The organism is Macrococcoides bohemicum, assembly GCF_016865215.1.
Taxonomy (GTDB): domain Bacteria; phylum Bacillota; class Bacilli; order Staphylococcales; family Staphylococcaceae; genus Macrococcoides; species Macrococcoides bohemicum.
Map to the genome: position 1 here is coordinate 332,919 of NZ_CP054482.1, position 22,024 is coordinate 354,942.

Sequence of the window (22,024 nt, forward strand, 5' to 3'; positions counted from 1 at the left end):
CATTTTATGAATATCATTTTAATGGGCTTACCTGGCGCAGGTAAGGGTACTCAAGCGAGTGAAATTATTAAGAAATACCCAATTCCTCATATTTCTACTGGAGACATGTTCCGTGCAGCTATCAAAAATAATACTGAGCTTGGTCAAAAAGCAAAGTCATTTATGGATAACGGCGAACTTGTTCCGGATGAAGTTACGATTGGTATCGTTCGTGAAAGATTGTTAGAAGAAGATGCTAAACGCGGTTTCCTACTTGATGGTTTCCCAAGAACAGTTGAGCAGGCTGAAGCGCTGAATGAAATGTTAGCTGCTGTTGATCGTAAGATTGAAGGTGTGATTAACATTGATGTTCAGGAAGAAGAATTGATGAACCGTTTAACGGGACGTCGTATTTGCGAAACTTGTGGGACAACTTATCATTTAGTGTTCAATCCACCTAAAGTAGAAGGTATTTGTGATATTGATGGTGGAAAGTTATATCAACGTGCAGATGATAATCCTGAAACAGTTCGTACACGTTTAGACGTAAACATTAAACAAACGAAACCATTACTTGATTTCTATACAAATCAAGGTGTGCTTTTCAATGTTGATGGTTCGAAAGATATTAAGGATGTTACTACTGAAGTTGAGAAGGTATTAAATCAGCTTTAATCGTTTACCGAGATTCACCTCCTGGTGAGTTGCTTAAGTGGATGTGATCAGTTGAATCAAGTAAGTATTGGTCAAATTGTCACGAGTGGTCGTGGCAAAGATAAAGGGTTACCTGGAGTCATTATTGCTATTATCGATCATCGATTTGTACTTGTTGCAGACGGAGATAAACGGACTTATGAATATCCAAAGAAAAAGAACCTGTCGCATTTAATACTAAGTGATGAGCACTCACCTGAAATTAAATCGAGTATTTCTGAAGCAGGTTTTGTAACAGACGCTAAATTACGTTACGTTTTGCAAAAATATACCGCTCGAATTTCGGAATCTTGATAAAAAGGGGGAATTTGAAAATGGCTAAACAAGATGTAATTGAATTAGAAGGTACTGTATTAGATACTTTACCAAATGCAATGTTTAAAGTAGAATTAGAAAATGGTCATGAGATCTTAGCGCATGTTAGCGGTAAAATTCGTATGAACTACATCCGTATTCTACCTGGCGACAAAGTAACTGTTGAAATGAGTCCTTACGATTTAACTCGTGGACGCATTACGTATCGTTATAAATAATAAGAACTCCAATATTAAATTAGGAGGTAAGAAACATGAAAGTTAGACCATCAGTAAAACCCATTTGTGAAAAATGTAAAGTTATTCGCAGAAAAGGTAAAGTAATGGTAATTTGTGAAAATCCAAAACACAAACAAAAACAAGGATAAGAAAACAGGAGGTGCAATATAAATGGCACGTATCGCAGGTGTAGACGTACCACGTGAGAAACGCGTAGTTATCGCATTAACTTACGTTTATGGTATTGGAAAAACAACAGCTCAAAAAATCTTAGCAGCTGCTAATGTTAACGAGAGTACTCGTGTACGCGACTTAACAGAAGATGAATTAAACAGAATCCGTGAACAAGTAGATGGATACAAAGTTGAAGGTGACTTACGTCGTGAAATCAACTTAAACATCAAACGTTTAATGGAAATTGCTTCATACAGAGGTATTCGTCACCGTCGTGGATTACCAACACGTGGACAAAATACTAAAAACAATGCACGTACTCGTAAAGGTCCAGTTAAGACCGTTGCTAACAAGAAGAAATAAAAAGTAAAGGAGTGAGCTAAATGGCACGTAAACAAGTATCACGTAAGCGTAGAGTTAAAAAGAATATTGAGTCTGGTGTTGCACACATCCGTTCAACATTCAACAATACAATCGTAACAATTACTGATGAATTCGGTAATGCTTTATCATGGTCATCTGCTGGTGCGTTAGGTTTCAGAGGTTCTCGTAAATCTACACCATTCGCAGCTCAAATGGCATCAGAAACTGCATCTAAAGCAGCTATGGAACATGGTTTAAAAACTGTAGAAGTTACTGTTAAAGGACCTGGTCAAGGTCGTGAAGCAGCAATTCGTGCGTTACAATCAGCTGGTTTAGAAATTACAGCGATTAAAGACGTTACACCAGTACCACATAACGGTTGTCGTCCACCGAAACGTCGTCGCGTATAATTTTCAATTAGTATCAAAGACACTTATAATAGTATATAGAACTAAAATAAAATTATTCGACGTTGTTGAAGGAGGATTATTACATGATTGAAATCGAAAAGCCTAGAATTGAGACAGTGGAAATTAGTGAAGATTCTAAATTCGGTAAATTCGTAGTTGAACCGTTAGAACGTGGTTATGGTACAACATTAGGAAACTCCTTACGTCGTATCCTATTATCTTCATTACCAGGTGCGGCTGTTAAGAATATTGAAATCGAAGGTGTCTTACATGAATTCTCAGCTGTTGAGAATGTAGTGGAAGATGTTACAACAATGATCATGAACATCAAAAAGCTTGCGCTTAAAATCTACTCTGATGAAGATAAAACGCTTGAAATTGATGTGAAAGATGAAGGCGTTGTTACTGCGAAAGATATTATGCATGACAGTGATGTTGAAATTTTAAATCCTGATTTAAAAATTGCAACAGTATCTAAAGGTGGACACTTAAAAATGCGTTTGGTTGCAAATGCAGGACGTGGTTACACTTTAGCTGAAGATAATAACACAAGTGATTTACCAATTGGAGTAATTCCAGTTGATTCAATCTACACACCAGTTGAGCGTGTAAACTACACAGTAGAAAATACACGTGTTGGACAAAGTACTAACTTTGACAAATTAACTTTAGATGTATGGACTGACGGATCATTAACACCACAAGAAGCAATTTCTTTAGGTGCTAAGATTATGACAGAACATTTAAACATCTTCGTTGACTTAACTGATGAAGCACAAAATGCTGAAATCATGATTGAAAAAGAAGAAGATCACAAAGAAAAAGTACTTGAAATGTCGATTGAAGAACTTGATTTATCAGTTCGTTCTTATAACTGTCTGAAACGTGCAGGTATTAATTCTGTTCAGGAATTAGCCGACAAATCAGAAGCTGATATGATGAAAGTTCGTAACTTAGGACGCAAGTCTTTAGAAGAAGTTAAATTTAAATTAGAAGACTTAGGTCTCGGATTAAGAAAAGAAGACTAGTTAAAGGAGGTTACGATTCATGGGTTACAGAAAATTAGGTCGTACATCAGATCAACGTAAAGCTATGTTACGCGATTTAGCAACTTCTTTAATCGTTAACGAGCGAATCGAAACGACTGAAGCACGCGCGAAAGAATTACGTAAAATCGTAGAAAAATTAATTACTTTAGGTAAACGTGGAGACTTACATGCTCGCCGTCAAGCAGCTGAAGTTTTACGTCGTGTTGAAATTTTAAACGAAGATGAAACTACACAATTCGCAATTCAAAAATTATTCTCTGACATTGCTCCTCGTTACACAGAGCGTCAAGGTGGATATACTAGAATTATGAAAGTTGGACCACGTCGTGGAGACGGTTCAGAAATGGTTATCATCGAATTAGTATAATAATAATCATCATGGATTTAGGGATCACTTATCTTACACATACACACATAAGCAAATGAGTGCAACGATAATGTTTGCCACACACAGATATTGTCTAGCTCAGAGTACTTCGCCATAATAGAATAACGTTTTGCGTGACCTCTAGGCGGAGTGCGCGCTTTTTTCATTATTAAATCCGGAATTCCGGGTTTTTTATTTATATACAGACATTTTGTTTTGTGTTAATGATTTATGGTATAAATAATTAACAGAACATGAAATATAATTTGTATACTATTTACCAGAAGAAAGTAAACTACATATTCCTAATATTCAATAATCCAAATGAGAAAGCGAAAGGTGATTGTATGGAACCGATCATTACAATAAATAATTTATCATATACTTATGATGGTCAGAGTATTCCCGCAATTGACGATCTTTCTTTAACGATTAATAAAGGCGAATGGATTTGCATCGTCGGTCATAACGGTTCAGGTAAGTCGACTTTACTTAAACTGATTAGTGGTATTGAACCTATCCAAAAAGGTGACATTACAATTAATAAAATCAAACTCAGAGAAGATACAATCCAATCTGTACATGAACAGTTAGGCATAGTATTTCAAAATCCAGATAACCAATTTGTTGGTGCAACAGTTGAAGATGACATTGCCTTCGGATTAGAAAATTATGGTGTTCCTCATGATGAAATGCATGTACGTGTAAATCAGGCATTAGAGGCCGTTGAAATGTCACATATGAGAAGACATGAACCGCACCATTTATCTGGTGGTCAGAAGCAGCGTGTAGCGATAGCAAGCGTATTGGCGCTGCAACCTGAAGTCATCATTTTAGACGAAGCGACGTCAATGCTGGACCCTGAAGGACGTGCTGAAATATTAAGAATAATAAAGCGTGTACAACAAACACATCAGCTTACAATTATACATATTACGCATCATCTGGAAGAAACGCTGGACAGTGATCGCATCTTTGTAATGAACAAAGGCAGTGTTGTGATGTCCGGCACACCGGAAACGATATATAAAAATGCAGATGAATTAATCTCTATAGGACTTGATTTGCCATTTGAAATGAAAGTAAATCGACTATTATTTAATCAGGATGAATTTATAACAACAGAGGAGTTGCTTAAGAAACTATGAAGATACAATTAAACGACGTTGGTTTTCATTATTCTAAAGACACTCCTTTTGAAGTTCGTGCTTTAACAGACATTAATATGACCTTTATCGAGAATAAATTTTATGCGATTATCGGACATACTGGATCAGGTAAATCTACTGTGATTCAGCATTTAAATGCATTGATTAAACCGACAGAAGGTAACATCGATATTGATGGACAAGTTATTAGTCATAAAACGAAGAATAAACATCTTAAACCTATCCGTAAAAAAGTCGGGATGGTCTTTCAGTTTGCAGAGCAGCAATTATTTGAAGAAACTGTGCTAAAAGATATAATGTTTGGTCCTATGAACTATGGCATAGCTGAAAAAGATGCTGAGGCACGCGCACGTGAACTATTTAATTTATTTGGTATGGATGAATCTATACTTCATAAAAGCCCGTTTGAGCTCTCTGGAGGGCAAATGCGACGTGTTGCAATAATGGGTGTACTTGCGATGAAACCTGATGTACTAATCGTTGATGAACCAACAGCAGGGCTTGATCCGAGAGGACAACAAGAAATTATGTCTTTGTTTCATCAGCTGCAGCAAGAATTAGGGATCACTGTTATATTAGTTACACATCAAATGGACCAGGCAGCCCGTGCTGATTATTTATATGTGATGCATCAAGGGAAGGTAGTAAATCAAGGCACACCCCAAGAAATATTCAGTAAAGATTTAACACACTTTGATATTCATCCACCTGAAATTACACAGTTACAAAGAAAGTTTGAAACAAAATATAATATTAAATTGCCATACACTGCGCTTTCGATTGAAGCGTTTAATGCAATGTACCAAGAATGGAGGGAAAGCCATGCTTGATAAAATGATTCTTGGTAGATTTGTCCCAATTGAATCTTTCGTACATTCGTTAGATCCGAGAGCGAAGTTGATCTTTGTATTTGTTATGACGATACTCGTATTCTTTATGGATCACTGGTATGGTTATCTGTTTGGTTTTCTATTGGTATTTTTCATTATTAAGTTATCCAATCTTAAGTTTATGTTTGTTTTCAATGGCATTAAACCTATTCTCTTTTTAATCATTTTCACATTCTTAATGCATGTCTTTTTGACGAAAGGCGGCAGAACATTATTTGACTTTGGAATATTTAATATTCAATTGGATGGTGTATTGATGGGAATAATGATTTCATTTCGCTTTATTATTATTATCTTCTTATCGACAGTGATGACGCTGACGACAAGTCCAATCGCTTTGACTGATGCAATTGAATCAATATTAAATCCATTCAAGAAAATAAAGTTACCTGTACATGAACTTGCGCTAATGATGTCTATCGCTCTTCGTTTTATTCCAACATTGATGGATGAAACGCAGAAAGTAATGAAAGCACAAATGTCTCGAGGTAGTGATTTATCGAGTGGGAACGCATTGCAACGCTTCAAAGCAATTGGACCATTGCTTATTCCGTTATTTGTATCAGCATTTAAACGCGCAGATGATTTAGCGATTGCCATGGAAGTGAGAGGATATAAAGGAGACACTGGTCGCACAAAATATCGACAGCTTAAATGGCAGTTGAAAGATACAATGGCGATACTTTCAATTATACCGATTGGTATTATTATATTCATATTAAGGAGCATCACATAAATGGAACGCATATTGTTACAACTCTCATATAACGGTGCAGACTTTCAGGGATTTCAAATTCAAAATGAAGGACGCACCGTGCAGTATGAATTAGAACGTATATTAAAACGCATGCATAAAGATTTTATCAGAATTCATCCGTCATCTCGAACAGATAAGGGTGTACATGCATTGATGCAGTACGCCCATTTCGATACACCATTGTCACTACCGACAAATAAATGGCAACATGCCTTTAATTCTGCATTACCAGATGATATATATATCAATGAAGTAACAAAGATTAATGCAGATTTTCATTCGCGTTATGACTGTGTAGGAAAAGCGTATCGCTATAAAGTATATAAAGCTCCTCATAGAGATGTGTTGAAAAGGGGCATTGAAACGCATATTACTGAAAGATTAGATACGCGTAAGATGAATGAAGCGGCACAATTCTTCGTTGGCACACATGACTTTACATCGTTTTGTTCAGCAAAGACAGAAATCGAGAATAAAGAACGCACGATGTATAAATTTGAAGTGATAGAAACTGATACAGGTTATGAATTCTTCGTCATTGGAAGCGGCTTTCTTTATAACATGGTCCGTATTATGGTGCATTTCTTAATGGATGTAGGACGAGGGAAAAGACAAGGCTCAGAAATACCCGAGATCATTGCAGCCAGTGATAGAACGAAAGCAGGAAAGACAGCGCCAGCTGCAGGATTATATTTAGAAAAGATCTATCTGTCACCGGAAGAACTCGCACAAGATATACCGAAAGGGTCAACCATTACACTTAAACCAACGCGTAGACAATTAATACAACAATCTTAAATCCGTTATAACGAATAGTAATAAAAATAAATAAAAAGAATTTGGGAATAAGATTGACAAACACCCTTAAAATGTTATAAGATAGACAACGGTATTGTTTAATATCAACCACGACAATAAGCCCCGGAAACTTATTGTGTTACAGATATATAAGCAGGATTCAGAGGGAATTTTTTTTATTTTAGGAGGAAAATATAATGCGTCAAACATTCATGGCAAACGAAGCAAACATTGACCGCAAATGGTACGTAATTGATGCTGAAGGTAAGACTATGGGTCGCCTTTCATCAGAAGTTGCATCAATCTTACGCGGTAAACATAAACCAACATTCACACCACACGTAGATTGTGGAGATCACGTTATCTTAATTAACGCTGAAAAAATCTATTTATCAGGTAACAAAGCAGAAGACAAAATTTACTACCGTCACTCATTACACCCAGGTGGAATTAAATCAATCTCAGCTGGTGAATTACGTGAGAAAAACCCAGTTCGTTTAATGGAAACATCAATTAAAGGTATGTTACCAAAAGGTTCTTTAGGCGACAAAATGTTCAAAAAATTACATGTTTATGCTGGAGCAGAGCATCCACATGCAGCACAACAACCTGAAAACTACGAGTTACGTGGTTAATTAAGAGGAGGACAATACATTGGCACAAGTTGAATATAAAGGCACAGGCCGTCGTAAACATTCAGTAGCACGTGTTCGTTTAATTCCTGGAGAAGGAAACATCACAATCAATAACCGTGACGTACGTGACTACTTACCATTCGAATCATTAATCTTAGACTTAAACCAACCATTCGATATTACTGAAACTAAAGGTAACTATGACGTTTTAGTAAACGTTAAAGGTGGCGGTTTAACTGGACAAGCACAAGCAATCCGTCATGGTATTTCTCGTGCATTATTAGAAGCAGATCCTGAGTACCGTGGATCATTAAAACGCGCAGGCATGTTAACACGTGACCCACGTATGAAAGAACGTAAAAAACCAGGTCTTAAAGGCGCTCGTCGTTCACCACAGTTCTCAAAACGTTAATACTGGAATTGTTGCAAACTTGTTTGCTTACAAGTACAGTACGCAAACTGGCGCAGACAGTTTGTGTTCAATTGAAATGTTTAAAGCACTCTTTGGGTTATTCCAAAGAGTGCTTTTTTGTGGATTTATTGATGTTTTCAATCACCTTTTAGTTACCCCTAGGGGAACTATTTTGTGTGAAGCCTGCTTAAAAATTAATGATATGAAACTGTTTGAAACTATATGAAATGACCTGATTTTTTTCTGGGATTTATACATATTACAAATTTTTTGAATGTGTATATACTTATTGAATATTAAATTAACTTCCTTCCTATAATTTCTGTACAAATATAATAGATAATATTTTTCTATTATTTTATATGATGTATATATGGAGGGATGGTATGAAATATTTTGGCGATGCATCATTGTGTTATAGTAATTCTTTGTTGATGTTATTGGAATCATATGGATATGAATACACTATTGAGTACATTGAAGCTATTATGTCTATGGGAAATGGAGCGACTTTAGTAAATGATGACTTGCAACATCCATTGGTATACTTTGATAATGGATTACCGGATAAATCAATTTCTAATACTTTAGATATTTTGGGATATGGTTATAAGGAGTATTATTTAGAAGATATTGAGAATTTTGTTTTGGATGAAGTAATACAAAAACTCAATAAATATTTGGAAAATGGAAGTGTAATTGCTGGGCCAATAGATATGGGGTATTTAAAATATAATCCAAATCATAGTAATTTATTAGGTGTCGATCACTTTGTATGTATAACGAAATTTGTAGAAAGTAATATCTATTTACATGATCCGGCAGGATTTCCATTTATGAAAGTGCCTCTTAAAGAGTTTATTAAATCTTGGGAAGCTAAAAATATTGAATATAAACGTGGATCTTTTTCAATGTGGGGCAACTTAAAAAAAGTATCAGAACCTTGTGATAGAAAGATATATAATTCGGTAATAAGTATTATCAAAACTAGATATATGCATAGTGAAGAAAATGTAATAGAAAATTATGCAGAAGCAATATTTCAAAATGGTCTAAATGAAATGCAAGAAGAAATCCATAAATACTTTAGTTTTAGATTGGCATCTGTTAGAAATCTTTATATAAGTAATTTTTTAAGAAAATTTGATAAAGAGAAGGCATTGATTAAAGAAAAGATAGCAATCAATTTTAGTAAAGCACATATTGAAAGTGTGAATAAAGAGTTCAAGAAATTATCAAATACTTTAAAAGAAATATCAATTTTAGATAATAAGTTTAAACAGTTATGTATTAATTACGAGGAGGAAAAACTATGAATGAAATATTAAAAACAGAATTAGGTAATGTACAGAAAGTTCAAATAGATAAGCTTCATTTAATTTATTCAGAGATTGACAATAGCATAGAAGATCAGCAGAAAGGTTGGCCGGAATTTGAAGCGAAATTTCCATCTCTTACAGGGCGTAAGCTTTTAGGTTTAGATTATGATGAAAAAAACAAATATCGAATGTGTTCGATTGTTAAAGAAGAAGATAATGGAGATACATTTGGATTTGAAACTTTTATGTTTGAAGGAGGTACTTTTATGAGATTACGTTTAAATTATGAGCCTCCTGAACTTTATGAGAAAATAGGTCCTGCATATAATTTGCTTATAAGTAACTATGATCAACAAATTGATTGGTCATTACCCTTCATTGAACAGTATAAAGCTAGAAATATTCTTGATATAATGGTACCAGTTAAGCAATAAAATAGATAAAGCAAGGAGATTGTTTATGGTAATCATTAAATCATTTAACGATACCATTCGTTATATTGAAAATGTTCTTGATGATGAAATTGATGAAGCTGAAATTACTCGATTATCAACTTATTCGTATGCAATGTTCAGTAGATTATTTTCAATTTTAACGAATATGACTTTATCTGAATATATGCGATTAAGAAAATTGTCTAAAGCTGCAATAGAAATAAGGAGTTCAGATATAAAAATAATTGATGTAGCCATAAAATATGGTTATGAATCTTCTGATGCTTTCACTCATGCGTTTAAATTATTTCATGGTGTTACACCGAGTGACGTTAGAAGAGGTTTAGCTTATAAAGTCATATCACCTATACAATTATCCCTCAGTGTTAGAGGTGGTAAAGACATGGAGGTTACTATCCAAAGAAAAAAATCAATTTATGTTTGTGGCGTTCTTTTAGAAAATATTGATGCTGAACAATGTTCAAATGCATGGTTAGAGCTATATAAAAGATATAGTCATAAAGAATTATCTCATTTTGGTAATGGAAAATCATATGGAGTATGCTTGATAACAAATGAAGCGAATAAATTAAATTATATGGCTTCATATGATATTAGAAAGAGTGAGATTGATAAAAAAATGAATTTAGATTTTATGGAAATTGAAGAAACAGAATATGCTATTATTAAATTAAAAGGCAAAGTTCCAGAATGTATACAAGAAGGCTGGAAATACGCAATGGAAGTTTTCTTTCCTGAAGAAGGATACCGTCATTCTGGCAAACCAGATTTAGAAGTATATTTTGAAGGAGATATGAAAAAAGAAAATTATAGTATGGAACTTTGGATTCCAGTTGAAAAAGAAAATTGAAATAACCACCGGCCAGCAGTTTATTTAGTTACCCCTGAGTGATATTTGGCGCTATTCTATGCAATCAAAAAAATCAGGAATCCTTTAATATCAATGCTTACGATAGTCTATACAACTGTACGAAATCCTAAAGTTTTTTGAACGTAAGAAGCCAGGTCTTAAAGGCGCTCGTCGTTCACCACAGTCCTCAAAACGTTAATATTGCCAAAGCTGTTGCGAACTTGTTCGCTTACAGATTTGGTACGCAAATTGCGTCAGCAATTTGTGTTCAATTGAATCAACGTTTACAGCACTTCTCGAAAATATTCGAGAGGTGCTTTTTTATATGGTTTTTGCATAGATGTTACCCTTGGTTGACAATTACATATTTTTAGCACGTTAAAAGCTAGAGGTTTTTTGAAATCTTTATAGTTATTATTATCTCTAATTCTATTTTTTAAAGATGATATTTATTCATAAAGTTAACAATGCTATAATTATATAAATATATATAGGAGGAAATCCATATGAAAAAAAGATCAATTAAATCATTGGGAATTGGATATGGATTTAACATTGCTATTTTCTTTTAAAATTTTAAACAAGGGATAAGTCTGTACTTTTTTTAAATTTTAAAGGGATGGTGATAATATGTATATTAAAGCTGAAAGATTAGTAATTAGAAATTTTAAAGCAAGTGACATAGATGATGTTTATCAAATTTATGAAAATGAAGAAACATGTAAATATTTGTTACATGATGCTTGGAATATATCCAATAAAGAAGAGAATTTCACAAATTTACTTATGAAAAGTGATTTAGATAATGATTGTGCTGTAAACTTAGCTGTTTCTTTTAATGATAAAGTAATTGGTGTATTTCATGCATGGTACACAGGAATGAAACAAACGATTGAAGTTGGATTTAGTTTTTCAAATGAATTTAGTGGAAAAGGATATGCAACTGAAACGCTATTAGTAATGCTTGAATATATATTTAATAACTATGAGGTGCATAGAATTCAGGCAGTCTGTGACGATAGAAATATAGCTTCTAAGAAATTATGCTTAAAAGTAGGTATGAGAAAAGAAGCTCATTTCATAAAAGATTACTGGAATAAGGGTGAATGGACGAGTAGTTATGTATTTGGAATTTTAAAAGAAGAACAAAGAGCTTATGAAAAAAATGCCTAAATAATATTCAACAAATTCTAGTAAATGAGGGTATTAATCCATCCAACGTTTTAAAAGTAAATATTTATGCTACTGAAAAATTAAATTGGGACTATTTCAATTCTAAATGGAATTTAATATTTAGTAAGAATAATCCGTCAATGACATTTGTTTATGTGCCAGCTCTTGCGATGCCGGAATTAAAAATTGAAATTGAATTAATGAGACACGAAAAGATCCGATGTATCCTGACCTTGAAAGTGATAAGTTAATACGTATGGAGAAATTACTGGCAGTGAAGATAAGAATATTAGATACATCTGCACCTCAGTTTGGAGTTGGCACTCCACTTGGCGGTGGCGGTGCTGACCGAAGTTTTTAATAAGTATTTTAAATTAACAAAATTAAAGCCGATTGAGAATACACCATAAGGATGATACGCATTAATGTATAAAGAATAACGTAAACCACACTTTTATGAGTGTGGTTTATTCATTTTCTAATCGAATAATAAATTTTAGTTAAGTGTCATCCAAGACTCTATATATTTGTAATTAATAAAATATTAAACAGCAGGTCTTTTTTGTTATTTAGATATAATAATTAAGAACGATTAAGAAAAGAGAATATAGATTGATATAGCAATTGTTATTTATAAATAATATAAAAATCAATCATTTAAATGGCGATTAAATTTGTATTTAATTGATTTTAGCTGTGTTTTTGGCCGAAAAATATCAATTGATTTAAATGTAAAATGACTTTATGGAAGAAAAATACTGAAAAGTATGTTACAATAATTAAACTGAATTTATTATATTAAGATATATTAGGAGATAAATTATATGAAAAAGTATAAACTGACAAAAACAATTATTGCAGCTTGTTTAATCTTTTCGATTGCTGTTCCGTACTCAATAGCGGATGCGAGTACTATCTCGGAGAAATTACAAAATGATGCTAGTCAACTGCATACTGAACTTGATACAAAGAGACAATCGGTAAGACAAGAGATTGAGCGTACTAAAACGGATATAAAACAAAATCGTGAAGTCATCAATAATGCAAAAGAAGATATAAATGTTCTGAAGGAGAAACATGAGCATATAGAGAAACAGCATCAGGAAATTAAGGACAAAGCAGATCAAGTGATTGAGACGGTAAAACAGGATAAAGCTGAATATGAAAAAGTGAAGCAGGACGTTAAGAATCGAATTGATTCTAAAGTAGAGGATATTGATAACAAAGTGCAAAGAGTTGAAAACACTAAAGATAAAATTGTGATCAATATACCAAGTTTACCTGATGTAACGATTAAAGATAAGTGGTTTACTGATGCTGACAACCAAGCACTTCAAGGATTATTGGATAAGCTTGAGCAAAAAGTGATTACTGATTTACAATATGAAAGAAAAGTGATTGATATTTTAAATAATACGTTAAAATCTTATTTAAAATTACATCAGCATGATTTTAATTTTAATCATCTATTAAATAGTGGGTTTGATATTTCTACATTATCAGAAAGAAATAGAGCTTTGATTGAAAGACTTCAAAATTTAAAGAGCCATAATAAGATAAGTGATGATTCTTTTAACATGCAATCACTAGATATCCTAAAAAATGATCTTAAAGAAAAAGCTGATAAATTAGAGCAACTCAATGCAAAATTGAAGTCAGAAGAATCGTCTGATTTAACAAGTGGTTTTGCTGATAATTTTGTAGACAATATTGAAGCGGAACCTGCAACTCAAACAACCGCACCAGTTAAACAAATGAGTACAAGTAGTTCGGAGCATCAATCTAGTTTACCTGATTCAGGGGAACGACGTAATACTACTTTAGTTTCAGTTGCTATTTTACTGTTAGCTATAGCTATGATTAGTTTCCTTTTCTCAAGAAAACGCAAAAAATAATTTTATAATGCTTTTATAATCAAATGGCACATCACTGTTAAATTATGCTATTGTACAACTATTATTATAATTTAAGACTAAAATGTATATTATTGGATATAATAACTAGGAAGTATTATAATATAGATGAGTAAATAAATAAGGCAAAAGGAGAGATATAAATGTCAGAAGGTAAATTCGATCAAATTAAAGGCAATGTACAAGAAAATGTGGGTAATTTTACGGGAAACAAAGCATTAGAAAATGAAGGTAAAGAAAACAAAGCATTAGGTAAAGTGAAAGAAACTGTTGAAAATGTTTCGGATAATATTAAAGATAAGATTGATGATTTAAAAAACAATAAAAATTAGTTTTACTGAAACGTATGGGGCGTATGACCATACGTTTTTCATTTAAATCTAATGTTTTTAAAGTTATTTTTAAGGTTATAGTACTAATAAACTATTAATAATAAGGGAGCAGATACTATGTTAAATTACATTAATAACTTATTTATTTCTAAAGAAATGTTTAACGCAGGTAAGGGTAAGCTTCAGGAAGATGAAAACTTAGTTAAAATGTTTGAAGAGTTTGGTTACTCTAAAGAATTTATGAAATTAATCGGTGGCGTTGAAGCGACTGGTGCGGCACTACTAGCTTTATCTATTTTTAATAAGAAATTTAATCAGGCTGGTTCATTGCTTGTTGGTGGCGTAATGTTAGGTGCCATCTATTCGCACTTAAAAGCTGGTCAAAGCTATGATGCTACGAAGAATGCAAGGAATATTTTAGCATTGAATACTGCATCGTTACTTGCGAGTTTCAAAGATGAGAAATAGTTTAATTTAATCTTTCTATTTAAATCAAATAAATAAACAACAAAACCACACGTCTTCTTTTGAAGACGTGTGGTTTTGTTGTTTTCTATATGTTATTATTGATACTATTTTCTCATCAATAAAGCACTAACACCTAATGCTGCAGCACCTGCTACAATCCCGTAAAACTTAGCATTTGATTGAGAAGTTTCTTTGTGTGAGATAGATTGTTGCTTTACGTCATCTTTCGCTACTTTACTTGGTAACTCAACATGATGCACATCTTTAACTTCTCCTACATTAGTATGCACAGGATCAACGACACCTTGTTCTTTCTTCAATTGATCAAATGACGTACCGAATCCTTTAACAAATTTCGTTAATACGATAGATCCTTCAATAAAGTCTTTATTTGTTAATACATTAAGTAATCCTAGCCAACCTAATGGTTTACTTTGGTTATACTCTGTTGAAAGTTTTAAACCTTTATTAAACTTTAAAATCATCGGTTCGATATCACTAAAGTTGAATTTTCCTAATCCTTGCACAAGTAATAGTGCATTTCTAATAGCCTGGTCTGTCTCAGTTTCATTAACGGCTTTTAGTATACGTGTCAGGATAGAATCACTTTGCGCTAATGCAGCATTTGCTGCATTTAACGCTTCATGATCATCAAGTTGCTCTAGCAATCTAAATAATTTATGGAGTGTATCTTTATGTTGAATTAACTGATCTTCTAGTTCACGTAATTCTTTTGCACGTACTGCTTCAACATCTACTTCCATCGGTTTAACTACTCTAGTAGGTTGCGCCATTATTTATCACCTCTTCTTGATTTAACGATATCTCCAGGGAATACGTAATCAGTTCTATTCCATTTACCTTGAACATTTACGCCCATTTGAGGTACACGTTTACCGAAGCGGAAGTTGTTTTCTGGTAATGGTGATTTTCTACTATTATCTAAGATGATTAATTTAGCTTTTGTCTCTTTATATGCTGGTGTTGATGTATCTTTATCTGCAATTGAACTAGATAATAGGTTAATTGCTGCATCACCATTATCGTTCATTGGTAAGTATACTTCTTTACCGAATACACGGTCAGTAATTAATACGCGAACATCAACTTTACCGTAAGGTGATTGAAGTCTTACTAAGTTACCAGTATGAAGTCCTTTTTCGTCTGCTAATTCTTGAGATACTTCTAAGAAAGCTTCAGGTGTCTCCATTGCAAGACCTTTAACTTGATAAGTCATATTACCTTCATGGAAGTGCTCAAGTATACGTCCGTTATTAACATGGATATCATATTCTTCAGCATATTCAGTTGGTTCAGTCCAGTCAACAGGGAAGAAGTTAGCTTTCTTATCTTCAAATGGGAAGCCATCTGTAAATAATAATGGTGAATCTGTACCATCTTCATGAACTGGCCATTGTAAACTGTTAAAGCCTTCAAGTCTATCGTATGATACACCAGAATAAATCGGTGTAAGTGATGCGATTTCATCCATGATTTCGCCTGGATGACTGTAGTGCCAATCAGCACCTAAGTGTTGTGCGATTTCCTGGATGATTCTCCAGTCTGGTTTCGTACCTTCTAAAGGTTCCATTACTTGATATAGACGTTGGATACGACGTTCTGTATTTGAGAATGTACCTTCTTTCTCAAAACTTGGAGATGCAGGTAAGATAACATCTGCATATTCTGCAGTTTTAGAGAAGAAGATATCTTGAACAACGAAGAATTTCAATTTCTCAAATCCTTCACGTACATAGTTGATATTAGAATCAACGATACCCATATCTTCACCTTTAAGGTATAACACATCTAATTCATCGGCATGCATTGCATCAACCATTTGATGGTTGTTTTGACCAACATTAGGATTCATTTCTACGCCCCATGCTTTGCCGAACTTATCAAGTACTGCTTTGTCTGAAATTTTTTGGTAACCAGGTAAATGCGTTGGCATACTACCCATATCTGATGCGCCTTGAACGTTATTGTGACCACGTAATGGGTATGATCCTGCACCTGGTTTCATGTAGTTACCAGTAACAAGTAACATATTAGAGATTGCAGTAGAAGTATCACTACCTCCACGTTGTTGCGTAACACCCATCGCCCACATAACTACAGTTGATTTTGCTTCGTGAATCATTTCAGCAATCTTGATGATTTCTGCTTCACTCATACCTGTATGTTTTGCAGCATATTCAATTGTATATTTTTGTAATCCTTCTACTAAAGCTTCGTAATTATTTACGTGTTTATCGATAAACTCCTGATCTTGCCAGTTGTTATCGATGATATATTTTGTAACAGCATTTAGCCATACTAAGTCACTTCCTGGGTTAGGACGAACAAACATATCAGCACGTTCAGCAAGTTCGTGTTTACGAATATCTGCAACTAATAATTTTGCACCACGTAATTTTTGTGCACTCTTCACACGTGTTGCGATAACTGGATGTGCTTCAGCTGTGTTTGTACCTAAACCGATGATTAATCCAGCGCTTCCGATATCAGTAATTGAACCTGAGTCACCACCGTGACCTACTGTTCTCCATAATCCCATCGTTGCAGGTGATTGGCAATAGCGTGAACAGTTATCGACGTTATTTGTTCCTATTACTTGACGTGCTAATTTTTGCATTAAGTAAGATTCTTCATTTGTACATTTTGATGATGTGATAAACGCTAACCTTTCTGGTCCACGTGTATCGATTGTTTCTTTAAATTTACTTGAGATTAAGTTCAATGCTTCTTCCCAGGTTGCTTCTCTAAAACCATCAGCTTCACGAATTAACGGCTTCGTTAAACGTTCACCAGAATTTACGAAATCCCAACCAAATTTACCTTTAACACATGTTGAAATTTGGTTTGCTGGACTTTCTGGCGATGGTTCAACTTTTAAGATTTCGCGGTCTTTTGTCCATACTTCAAATGAACATCCAACACCACAGTATGTACATACTGTTTTAGTCTTTTTAATTCTATCTTTACGCATTTCTGCTTCAACATCAGAAATTGCCATTAACGGAGTATAACCAGTTTCAACAGCTTTTGTAACTTCTACTGCTGGGCGGAATGCATCTTTAAGCATACCTGTTAAGAACCCTGCTTCACCGTCCATACCAACTTCCATCATTGCATTACATGGACATACTGTTGAACAGTGACCACAGTTTACACATGAAGAATCATCGATATTTAGATCAGTATTGCCATCCCAAATAACACGAGGACGTTCTAATTCCCAGTCAATCATTAATGTTTCGTTTACCTGTACATTCTGACAAGCTTGAACACAGCGACCACAAAGAATACATTGATCTGGATCATAGCGATAGAATTTACCAACATTCTTTGGAGCACCTTTTGGTGACTGCGCAGTTGCCTGATGATCAATCTTTAAGTTTTTAACTGTATTATGTACTGTACAATTACCATTATTAAAATCACAAACAGTACAGTAAAGTTCATGATTTGCTAATATTCTATCCATAGCGATCATTTGTGCCTCAAATGCATCGCTTGAGCCTGTTCTAACAACGTCTCCGTCTTTTAATTCAGTACTACATGCACGAACGAGTTCCCCATTAACTTCAACGATACAAGCATCACAAGTTTCAATGGCACCTAAATCTGGATGATAACAAAGTGCTGGTACATCAATACCTTTATAACGCAAGTAATCTAAAATACTTACTTGAGTAGGGACATCCATTGGTTTGCCATTTAAAATAATGCTGACCATTTGAGATGTTGCTTCTGTCATATAAAAACCCCTTTTCATATTTAAGTTTCTAAAACAATATTTGTGCCCAATTTAATTATACGACTAATTGATAAATATTCAAAATAATGTTTAAAGAAAATACGTAAAATTTAATAATACTTCTGAAGAATATTTTATGACAAATAATTTTTATTGTAATCACTTTCAAATTAAATAACATGAATATTAAAATATACGGTATATACAATGATCCATACGATCATCTAAATCGTGAGTTTCGTTTTGTATTTTAAGTTTTTACATAAATAGTGAGAAAGATAGTGTGCAAGTAATGAAACAAGAATCAAACGTAATAAACGTAGATGTAACAAATCGATTAAACGCTTTAAGAGATGAAGGGAACATTAAAGAATGGTAGTCTATTAAATAAATAATAGTTGTTAGGGGATGTTCTTATGTTTTTACCAAAATTATTAAAAGTAGAAGATTTCAATGCTTTGATTACTTTCGTACTTAGAAATCCATTTGCAACAGTTATATCATCACATAATGATGTACCTTACGCATCCCAAGTACCAGTATTGGTTGATGTAGTTGATGATGAAATTGTGTTGTAATTTCATTTAGCAAGACCGAATCCACAAAATAAAACGCTTACAAACAATGATAATGTACTGATTCAATTTACCGGTGCACATGGTTATGTATCGTCTTCTTGGTATGAACAAGAAGAGGTATCAACATGGAATTATCAGGCAGCGCAGCTAAAAGGGGAATGTGCTGTACTCGATCAAGATGAGCTGATCAAGGACTTAAAACGTTTGACTGATCAATATGAAACAGGTGAAAATGCAAGAACGTTCGATACATTAAGTGAAGATGTATTAAAACAAGCAAAAGGTGTTATCGGATATAAAGTAAAGGTTCGTGAAGCGAGTCTTAAATATAAACTAAGTCAGAATAGAAGTGACAAAGATTATAAAAATATCGTCTTGAATTTACGTGATAGTGATAATCAGGATGATAACCGCTTAGCTGATGAGATGGAGAAGATAAGAACGATATAAAGGATAAATAAATACAGGTTATTGATTATAAAATAAGCAAATAAAATGAATAAAAAAATAAAACGTAGTATGATGATACCACTTTGGAGGTATGGTAATGGAACACATTAAAGATTATGACACACTGGTAGATAAAATGAATCAAGAGAAGTTTGTATTATACGTAATGAGTGTAGGATGTAGCGTTTGTCACGCAGACCTTCCGAAAGTAGAGCGATTGTTGGAAAATTATGATTTACCGAGCGCAAAGATTTTAGTCAATGAAATCCCGGAAGCGGCAGGACAGTTGTCTCTATTTACTGCACCGGTCATTATATTAAACGCACAAGGTAGAGAATTTCATAGACAAGCACGTATTATAGACTTTGAAGCATTGGAGCACCGTCTAAGTCAGTTGAATGATTTGTAATAACGTCAAATAATATATAGTAAAGATATTAAAGTCGACATTAATAAAATAATAATATCGATAATTGATGATAAAAAAGTAATTATATAAAATAATATTAGGAGTGAAATACATGTCAGTAGACAAATTATTCGAACCACTTGTATTAAACAATGATGTAACGATAAAAAATAGATTATATAAAGGTGCGATGAGCGAAGGGATGGGTGACAAAACACATCGTCCAACTGAAGCGCTAGTTAATGCTTATAAACATTGGGCTGATGGTGGCATAGGGATGTCACTTACAGGAAACGTTATGGTAGATAGACGCTATCTTGGTGAGCCTGGCAACGTCGTAATTGAAGATGATAGAGATTTAGATATATTAACACGTTGGGCAGACGCTGGTAAACGCAATGGTAGTCATATTTGGATGCAAATCAATCATCCAGGTAAACAAAGCCCTAAATCCGTATCAAAGCAGCCAATCGCGCCAAGTGCGATCCCGATTGGAGGAGATGCAGGTAGTGCATTTAATCCACCTCGTGAAATGACAATCAATGAAATTAAAGAGACGATTGAACGCTTTGTTACAGCAGCAGCAGTAGCGAAGCAAGCAGGATTTACTGGTGTTCAAATACATGGTGCACACGGTTATTTAGTAAGTCAGTTCTTATCTTCAAGAGACAATCGTCGCTTTGATGAATATGGCGGAACATTAGAGAAACGTATGCAATTCTTAATTGATATTTATACAGGAATGAGAGCAGCGTTAGGCGAAGATTTCCCGATCAGCCTGAAGATCAATTCAACAGACTTCAATGATAAAGGATTCTCGTTAGATGATTCAATTGCAGTCATTAAGAAAATGGCTGAATTAGGTATTGATCATATTGAAATTTCAGGTGGAGATTATGAGAAACCTGAAATGATGGGTGATGGTGAAGTATACTTTTTAGATTATGCAAAACAAATCAGTGAGATAGTAGATGTGCCAATCTCAGTTATCGGAGGGTTCCGCAAACAAGAAAGTATGATTGATGCGATTACAAATACCAAAGTAGCGATGATCGGCATTGCGCGACCACTCGTATTAAACCCTGAATTACCAAATCAACTTCAGAATGGAACGTATGAAGATATGACCATTCCGAGACTGACGACTAAAGTAAAAGCATTGGATAAAATGTTAGGCGGATTTATCGGCATTGCATATTATGAACAACAGATTAGAAAACTTGGGAATGATCAAATGCCGGTTGTACACACAAATGCATGGAGTCCATTATTTGACCTTGCTAAAACACATGGTGCAAGAGCATTCACGAAAAGAAGAAGATAATAATCATCCGGGATGTTTTTGCATCTCGGAATTTATTATTTAATGAACTTCTCTTCCTATCTATAAATGAGTATTTAATTAATTAAGCAAATCAATTTATAGTAAACTTAAGAAAAGGAGTGATATTCATGACTTTACTAGAACGAATTCAGAACATCGAAATCTTAAAAGATGATCCAATTTATGATGAGATTCATGAGCATAAAGGAAACCTTGTAATTATCACTCATCCAGAAATGCATAAATCAATTGTTAATCGTATGTGGAAAGAAGCTTTAATTGAAGCGGATATTGATGTCGTGGATCTTTACGAATTATATCCGGATTCAAAGCTGGATGTTTTTGAAGAACAACAGCGGTTGCTAAAGTACGATAAAGTAATCTTTCAATTTCCTTTCTATTGGTACAGCAGCCCACCATTATTAAAACAATATTTTGATGAAGTGTTCTTATTTAATTATGCATATGGACCTGAAGGCACAAAACTAAATGGTAAGTTATTTGGGTTAGCTATCACTGTAGGTAGTCCGGAATCGGATTACACTGCAGAAGGATTCAATAAGTTTACATTAAATGAATTGCTTACACCATTTGAATCAACGTTCCATTATGTTGGAGCAAATTATATTGGACACTTTACGCAGTACGGTACGGTCAATCATGCGACTGAGAGTGAATTGATAGAAGGTAAGAAGCAATATATTGAATTTATAAAAAAGTAATTTGTGAGAGTAACTTAA

At 33.9% G+C, this 22,024-nt stretch carries 27 protein-coding genes and 1 pseudogene; 26 read left to right on the forward strand and 2 right to left on the reverse strand.

Annotation, left to right across the window (positions count from 1 at the left end; genetic code table 11):
- Positions 1-6 precede the first annotated feature (6 nt).
- The 22 genes from HT586_RS01790 (at position 7) to HT586_RS01895 (ending at position 14,760) form a co-directional block, all read left to right on the forward strand.
- Positions 7-654, forward strand: a complete 648-nt coding sequence (locus tag HT586_RS01790; protein ID WP_096077486.1) for an adenylate kinase — start codon at positions 7-9, stop codon at positions 652-654.
- 51 nt (positions 655-705) lie between these two features.
- The gene (locus tag HT586_RS01795) at positions 706-987 is read left to right on the forward strand and encodes a KOW domain-containing RNA-binding protein (RefSeq protein WP_096077485.1); all 282 of its coding nucleotides are present in this window, start codon (positions 706-708) and stop codon (positions 985-987) included.
- Positions 988-1,007: 20 nt separating this feature from the next.
- On the forward strand, positions 1,008-1,226 hold the full coding sequence (infA, locus tag HT586_RS01800; RefSeq protein WP_001118443.1) for a translation initiation factor IF-1: 219 nt from the start codon (positions 1,008-1,010) through the stop codon (positions 1,224-1,226).
- 35 nt (positions 1,227-1,261) lie between these two features.
- On the forward strand, positions 1,262-1,375 hold the full coding sequence (gene rpmJ, locus HT586_RS01805; RefSeq protein WP_003156543.1) for a 50S ribosomal protein L36: 114 nt from the start codon (positions 1,262-1,264) through the stop codon (positions 1,373-1,375).
- A 22-nt stretch (positions 1,376-1,397) separates the two neighbouring features.
- Positions 1,398-1,763, forward strand: a complete 366-nt coding sequence (gene rpsM / locus HT586_RS01810; protein WP_096077484.1) for a 30S ribosomal protein S13 — start codon at positions 1,398-1,400, stop codon at positions 1,761-1,763.
- A gap of 20 nt (positions 1,764-1,783) precedes the next feature.
- On the forward strand, positions 1,784-2,173 hold the full coding sequence (gene rpsK, locus HT586_RS01815) for a 30S ribosomal protein S11 (protein WP_096077483.1): 390 nt from the start codon (positions 1,784-1,786) through the stop codon (positions 2,171-2,173).
- Between the two features lie 83 nt (positions 2,174-2,256).
- Positions 2,257-3,201, forward strand: a complete 945-nt coding sequence (locus HT586_RS01820; protein ID WP_099578971.1) for a DNA-directed RNA polymerase subunit alpha — start codon at positions 2,257-2,259, stop codon at positions 3,199-3,201.
- Positions 3,202-3,220: 19 nt separating this feature from the next.
- The gene (gene rplQ, locus HT586_RS01825) at positions 3,221-3,589 is read left to right on the forward strand and encodes a 50S ribosomal protein L17 (protein ID WP_096077481.1); all 369 of its coding nucleotides are present in this window, start codon (positions 3,221-3,223) and stop codon (positions 3,587-3,589) included.
- 347 nt (positions 3,590-3,936) lie between these two features.
- Positions 3,937-4,737 carry an energy-coupling factor transporter ATPase gene (locus HT586_RS01830; RefSeq protein ID WP_188018038.1) on the forward strand — a complete coding sequence of 267 codons (801 nt, stop codon included), beginning with the start codon at positions 3,937-3,939 and terminating at the stop codon, positions 4,735-4,737.
- Positions 4,734-5,588, forward strand: a complete 855-nt coding sequence (locus tag HT586_RS01835) for an energy-coupling factor transporter ATPase (protein ID WP_203546104.1) — start codon at positions 4,734-4,736, stop codon at positions 5,586-5,588. Before HT586_RS01830 ends, HT586_RS01835 begins: the two co-directional genes overlap by 4 nt.
- On the forward strand, positions 5,581-6,384 hold the full coding sequence (locus HT586_RS01840) for an energy-coupling factor transporter transmembrane component T family protein (RefSeq protein ID WP_096077478.1): 804 nt from the start codon (positions 5,581-5,583) through the stop codon (positions 6,382-6,384). Before HT586_RS01835 ends, HT586_RS01840 begins: the two co-directional genes overlap by 8 nt.
- Entirely contained in the window at positions 6,385-7,203 is an 819-nt protein-coding gene (truA, locus tag HT586_RS01845; RefSeq protein WP_203546105.1) for a tRNA pseudouridine(38-40) synthase TruA, read from the forward strand.
- A 197-nt stretch (positions 7,204-7,400) separates the two neighbouring features.
- A complete protein-coding gene (rplM, locus tag HT586_RS01850; RefSeq protein WP_096077476.1) occupies positions 7,401-7,838 on the forward strand; it encodes a 50S ribosomal protein L13 in 438 nt (145 codons plus the stop codon).
- 19 nt (positions 7,839-7,857) lie between these two features.
- Positions 7,858-8,250, forward strand: a complete 393-nt coding sequence (gene rpsI, locus HT586_RS01855; protein ID WP_096077475.1) for a 30S ribosomal protein S9 — start codon at positions 7,858-7,860, stop codon at positions 8,248-8,250.
- Between the two features lie 386 nt (positions 8,251-8,636).
- Positions 8,637-9,566: a hypothetical protein gene (locus HT586_RS01860; protein ID WP_203546106.1), complete on the forward strand. Its 930-nt coding sequence runs from the start codon at positions 8,637-8,639 to the stop codon at positions 9,564-9,566.
- Positions 9,563-10,003 (forward strand): hypothetical protein, encoded by a 441-nt coding sequence (locus tag HT586_RS01865; protein WP_076687969.1) that lies wholly within the window; start codon positions 9,563-9,565, stop codon positions 10,001-10,003. Before HT586_RS01860 ends, HT586_RS01865 begins: the two co-directional genes overlap by 4 nt.
- Before the next feature lie 25 nt (positions 10,004-10,028).
- The gene (locus tag HT586_RS01870) at positions 10,029-10,874 is read left to right on the forward strand and encodes an AraC family transcriptional regulator (RefSeq protein ID WP_101152909.1); all 846 of its coding nucleotides are present in this window, start codon (positions 10,029-10,031) and stop codon (positions 10,872-10,874) included.
- 630 nt (positions 10,875-11,504) lie between these two features.
- Positions 11,505-12,047, forward strand: a complete 543-nt coding sequence (locus HT586_RS01875) for a GNAT family N-acetyltransferase (RefSeq protein ID WP_133354408.1) — start codon at positions 11,505-11,507, stop codon at positions 12,045-12,047.
- A gap of 32 nt (positions 12,048-12,079) precedes the next feature.
- On the forward strand, positions 12,080-12,298 hold the full coding sequence (locus tag HT586_RS12575; RefSeq protein WP_407943982.1) for a Rid family hydrolase: 219 nt from the start codon (positions 12,080-12,082) through the stop codon (positions 12,296-12,298).
- Positions 12,299-12,871: 573 nt separating this feature from the next.
- The gene (locus HT586_RS01885) at positions 12,872-13,942 is read left to right on the forward strand and encodes an LPXTG cell wall anchor domain-containing protein (protein WP_203546107.1); all 1,071 of its coding nucleotides are present in this window, start codon (positions 12,872-12,874) and stop codon (positions 13,940-13,942) included.
- 161 nt (positions 13,943-14,103) lie between these two features.
- Positions 14,104-14,292: a CsbD family protein gene (locus HT586_RS01890; RefSeq protein WP_096077453.1), complete on the forward strand. Its 189-nt coding sequence runs from the start codon at positions 14,104-14,106 to the stop codon at positions 14,290-14,292.
- Between the two features lie 117 nt (positions 14,293-14,409).
- Entirely contained in the window at positions 14,410-14,760 is a 351-nt protein-coding gene (locus HT586_RS01895) for a DoxX family protein (protein ID WP_203546108.1), read from the forward strand.
- A gap of 104 nt (positions 14,761-14,864) precedes the next feature.
- On the opposite strand, the gene HT586_RS01900 is transcribed toward HT586_RS01895, so the two are convergent.
- Positions 14,865-15,554 carry a helical membrane plugin domain-containing protein gene (locus HT586_RS01900; protein ID WP_203546109.1) on the reverse strand — a complete coding sequence of 230 codons (690 nt, stop codon included), beginning with the start codon at positions 15,552-15,554 and terminating at the stop codon, positions 14,865-14,867.
- Entirely contained in the window at positions 15,554-18,523 is a 2,970-nt protein-coding gene (gene fdhF / locus HT586_RS01905; RefSeq protein ID WP_203546110.1) for a formate dehydrogenase subunit alpha, read from the reverse strand. Before fdhF ends, HT586_RS01900 begins: the two co-directional genes overlap by 1 nt.
- Positions 18,524-18,939: 416 nt before the next feature.
- On the opposite strand from fdhF, the pseudogene HT586_RS01915 reads away from it, so the two are divergent.
- From HT586_RS01915 to HT586_RS01930, 4 genes and pseudogenes are all read left to right on the forward strand, one after another.
- Positions 18,940-19,551 (forward strand): annotated as a pseudogene (locus HT586_RS01915) (FMN-binding negative transcriptional regulator).
- A gap of 97 nt (positions 19,552-19,648) precedes the next feature.
- Positions 19,649-19,960 (forward strand): thioredoxin family protein, encoded by a 312-nt coding sequence (locus HT586_RS01920; RefSeq protein WP_096077448.1) that lies wholly within the window; start codon positions 19,649-19,651, stop codon positions 19,958-19,960.
- A 112-nt stretch (positions 19,961-20,072) separates the two neighbouring features.
- Positions 20,073-21,284 (forward strand): NADH:flavin oxidoreductase/NADH oxidase family protein, encoded by a 1,212-nt coding sequence (locus tag HT586_RS01925; RefSeq protein WP_133423718.1) that lies wholly within the window; start codon positions 20,073-20,075, stop codon positions 21,282-21,284.
- 128 nt (positions 21,285-21,412) lie between these two features.
- Complete coding sequence (locus tag HT586_RS01930; protein WP_203546112.1) at positions 21,413-22,006, forward strand: NAD(P)H-dependent oxidoreductase; 594 nt, start codon at positions 21,413-21,415, stop codon at positions 22,004-22,006.
- Positions 22,007-22,024: the final 18 nt, after the last annotated feature.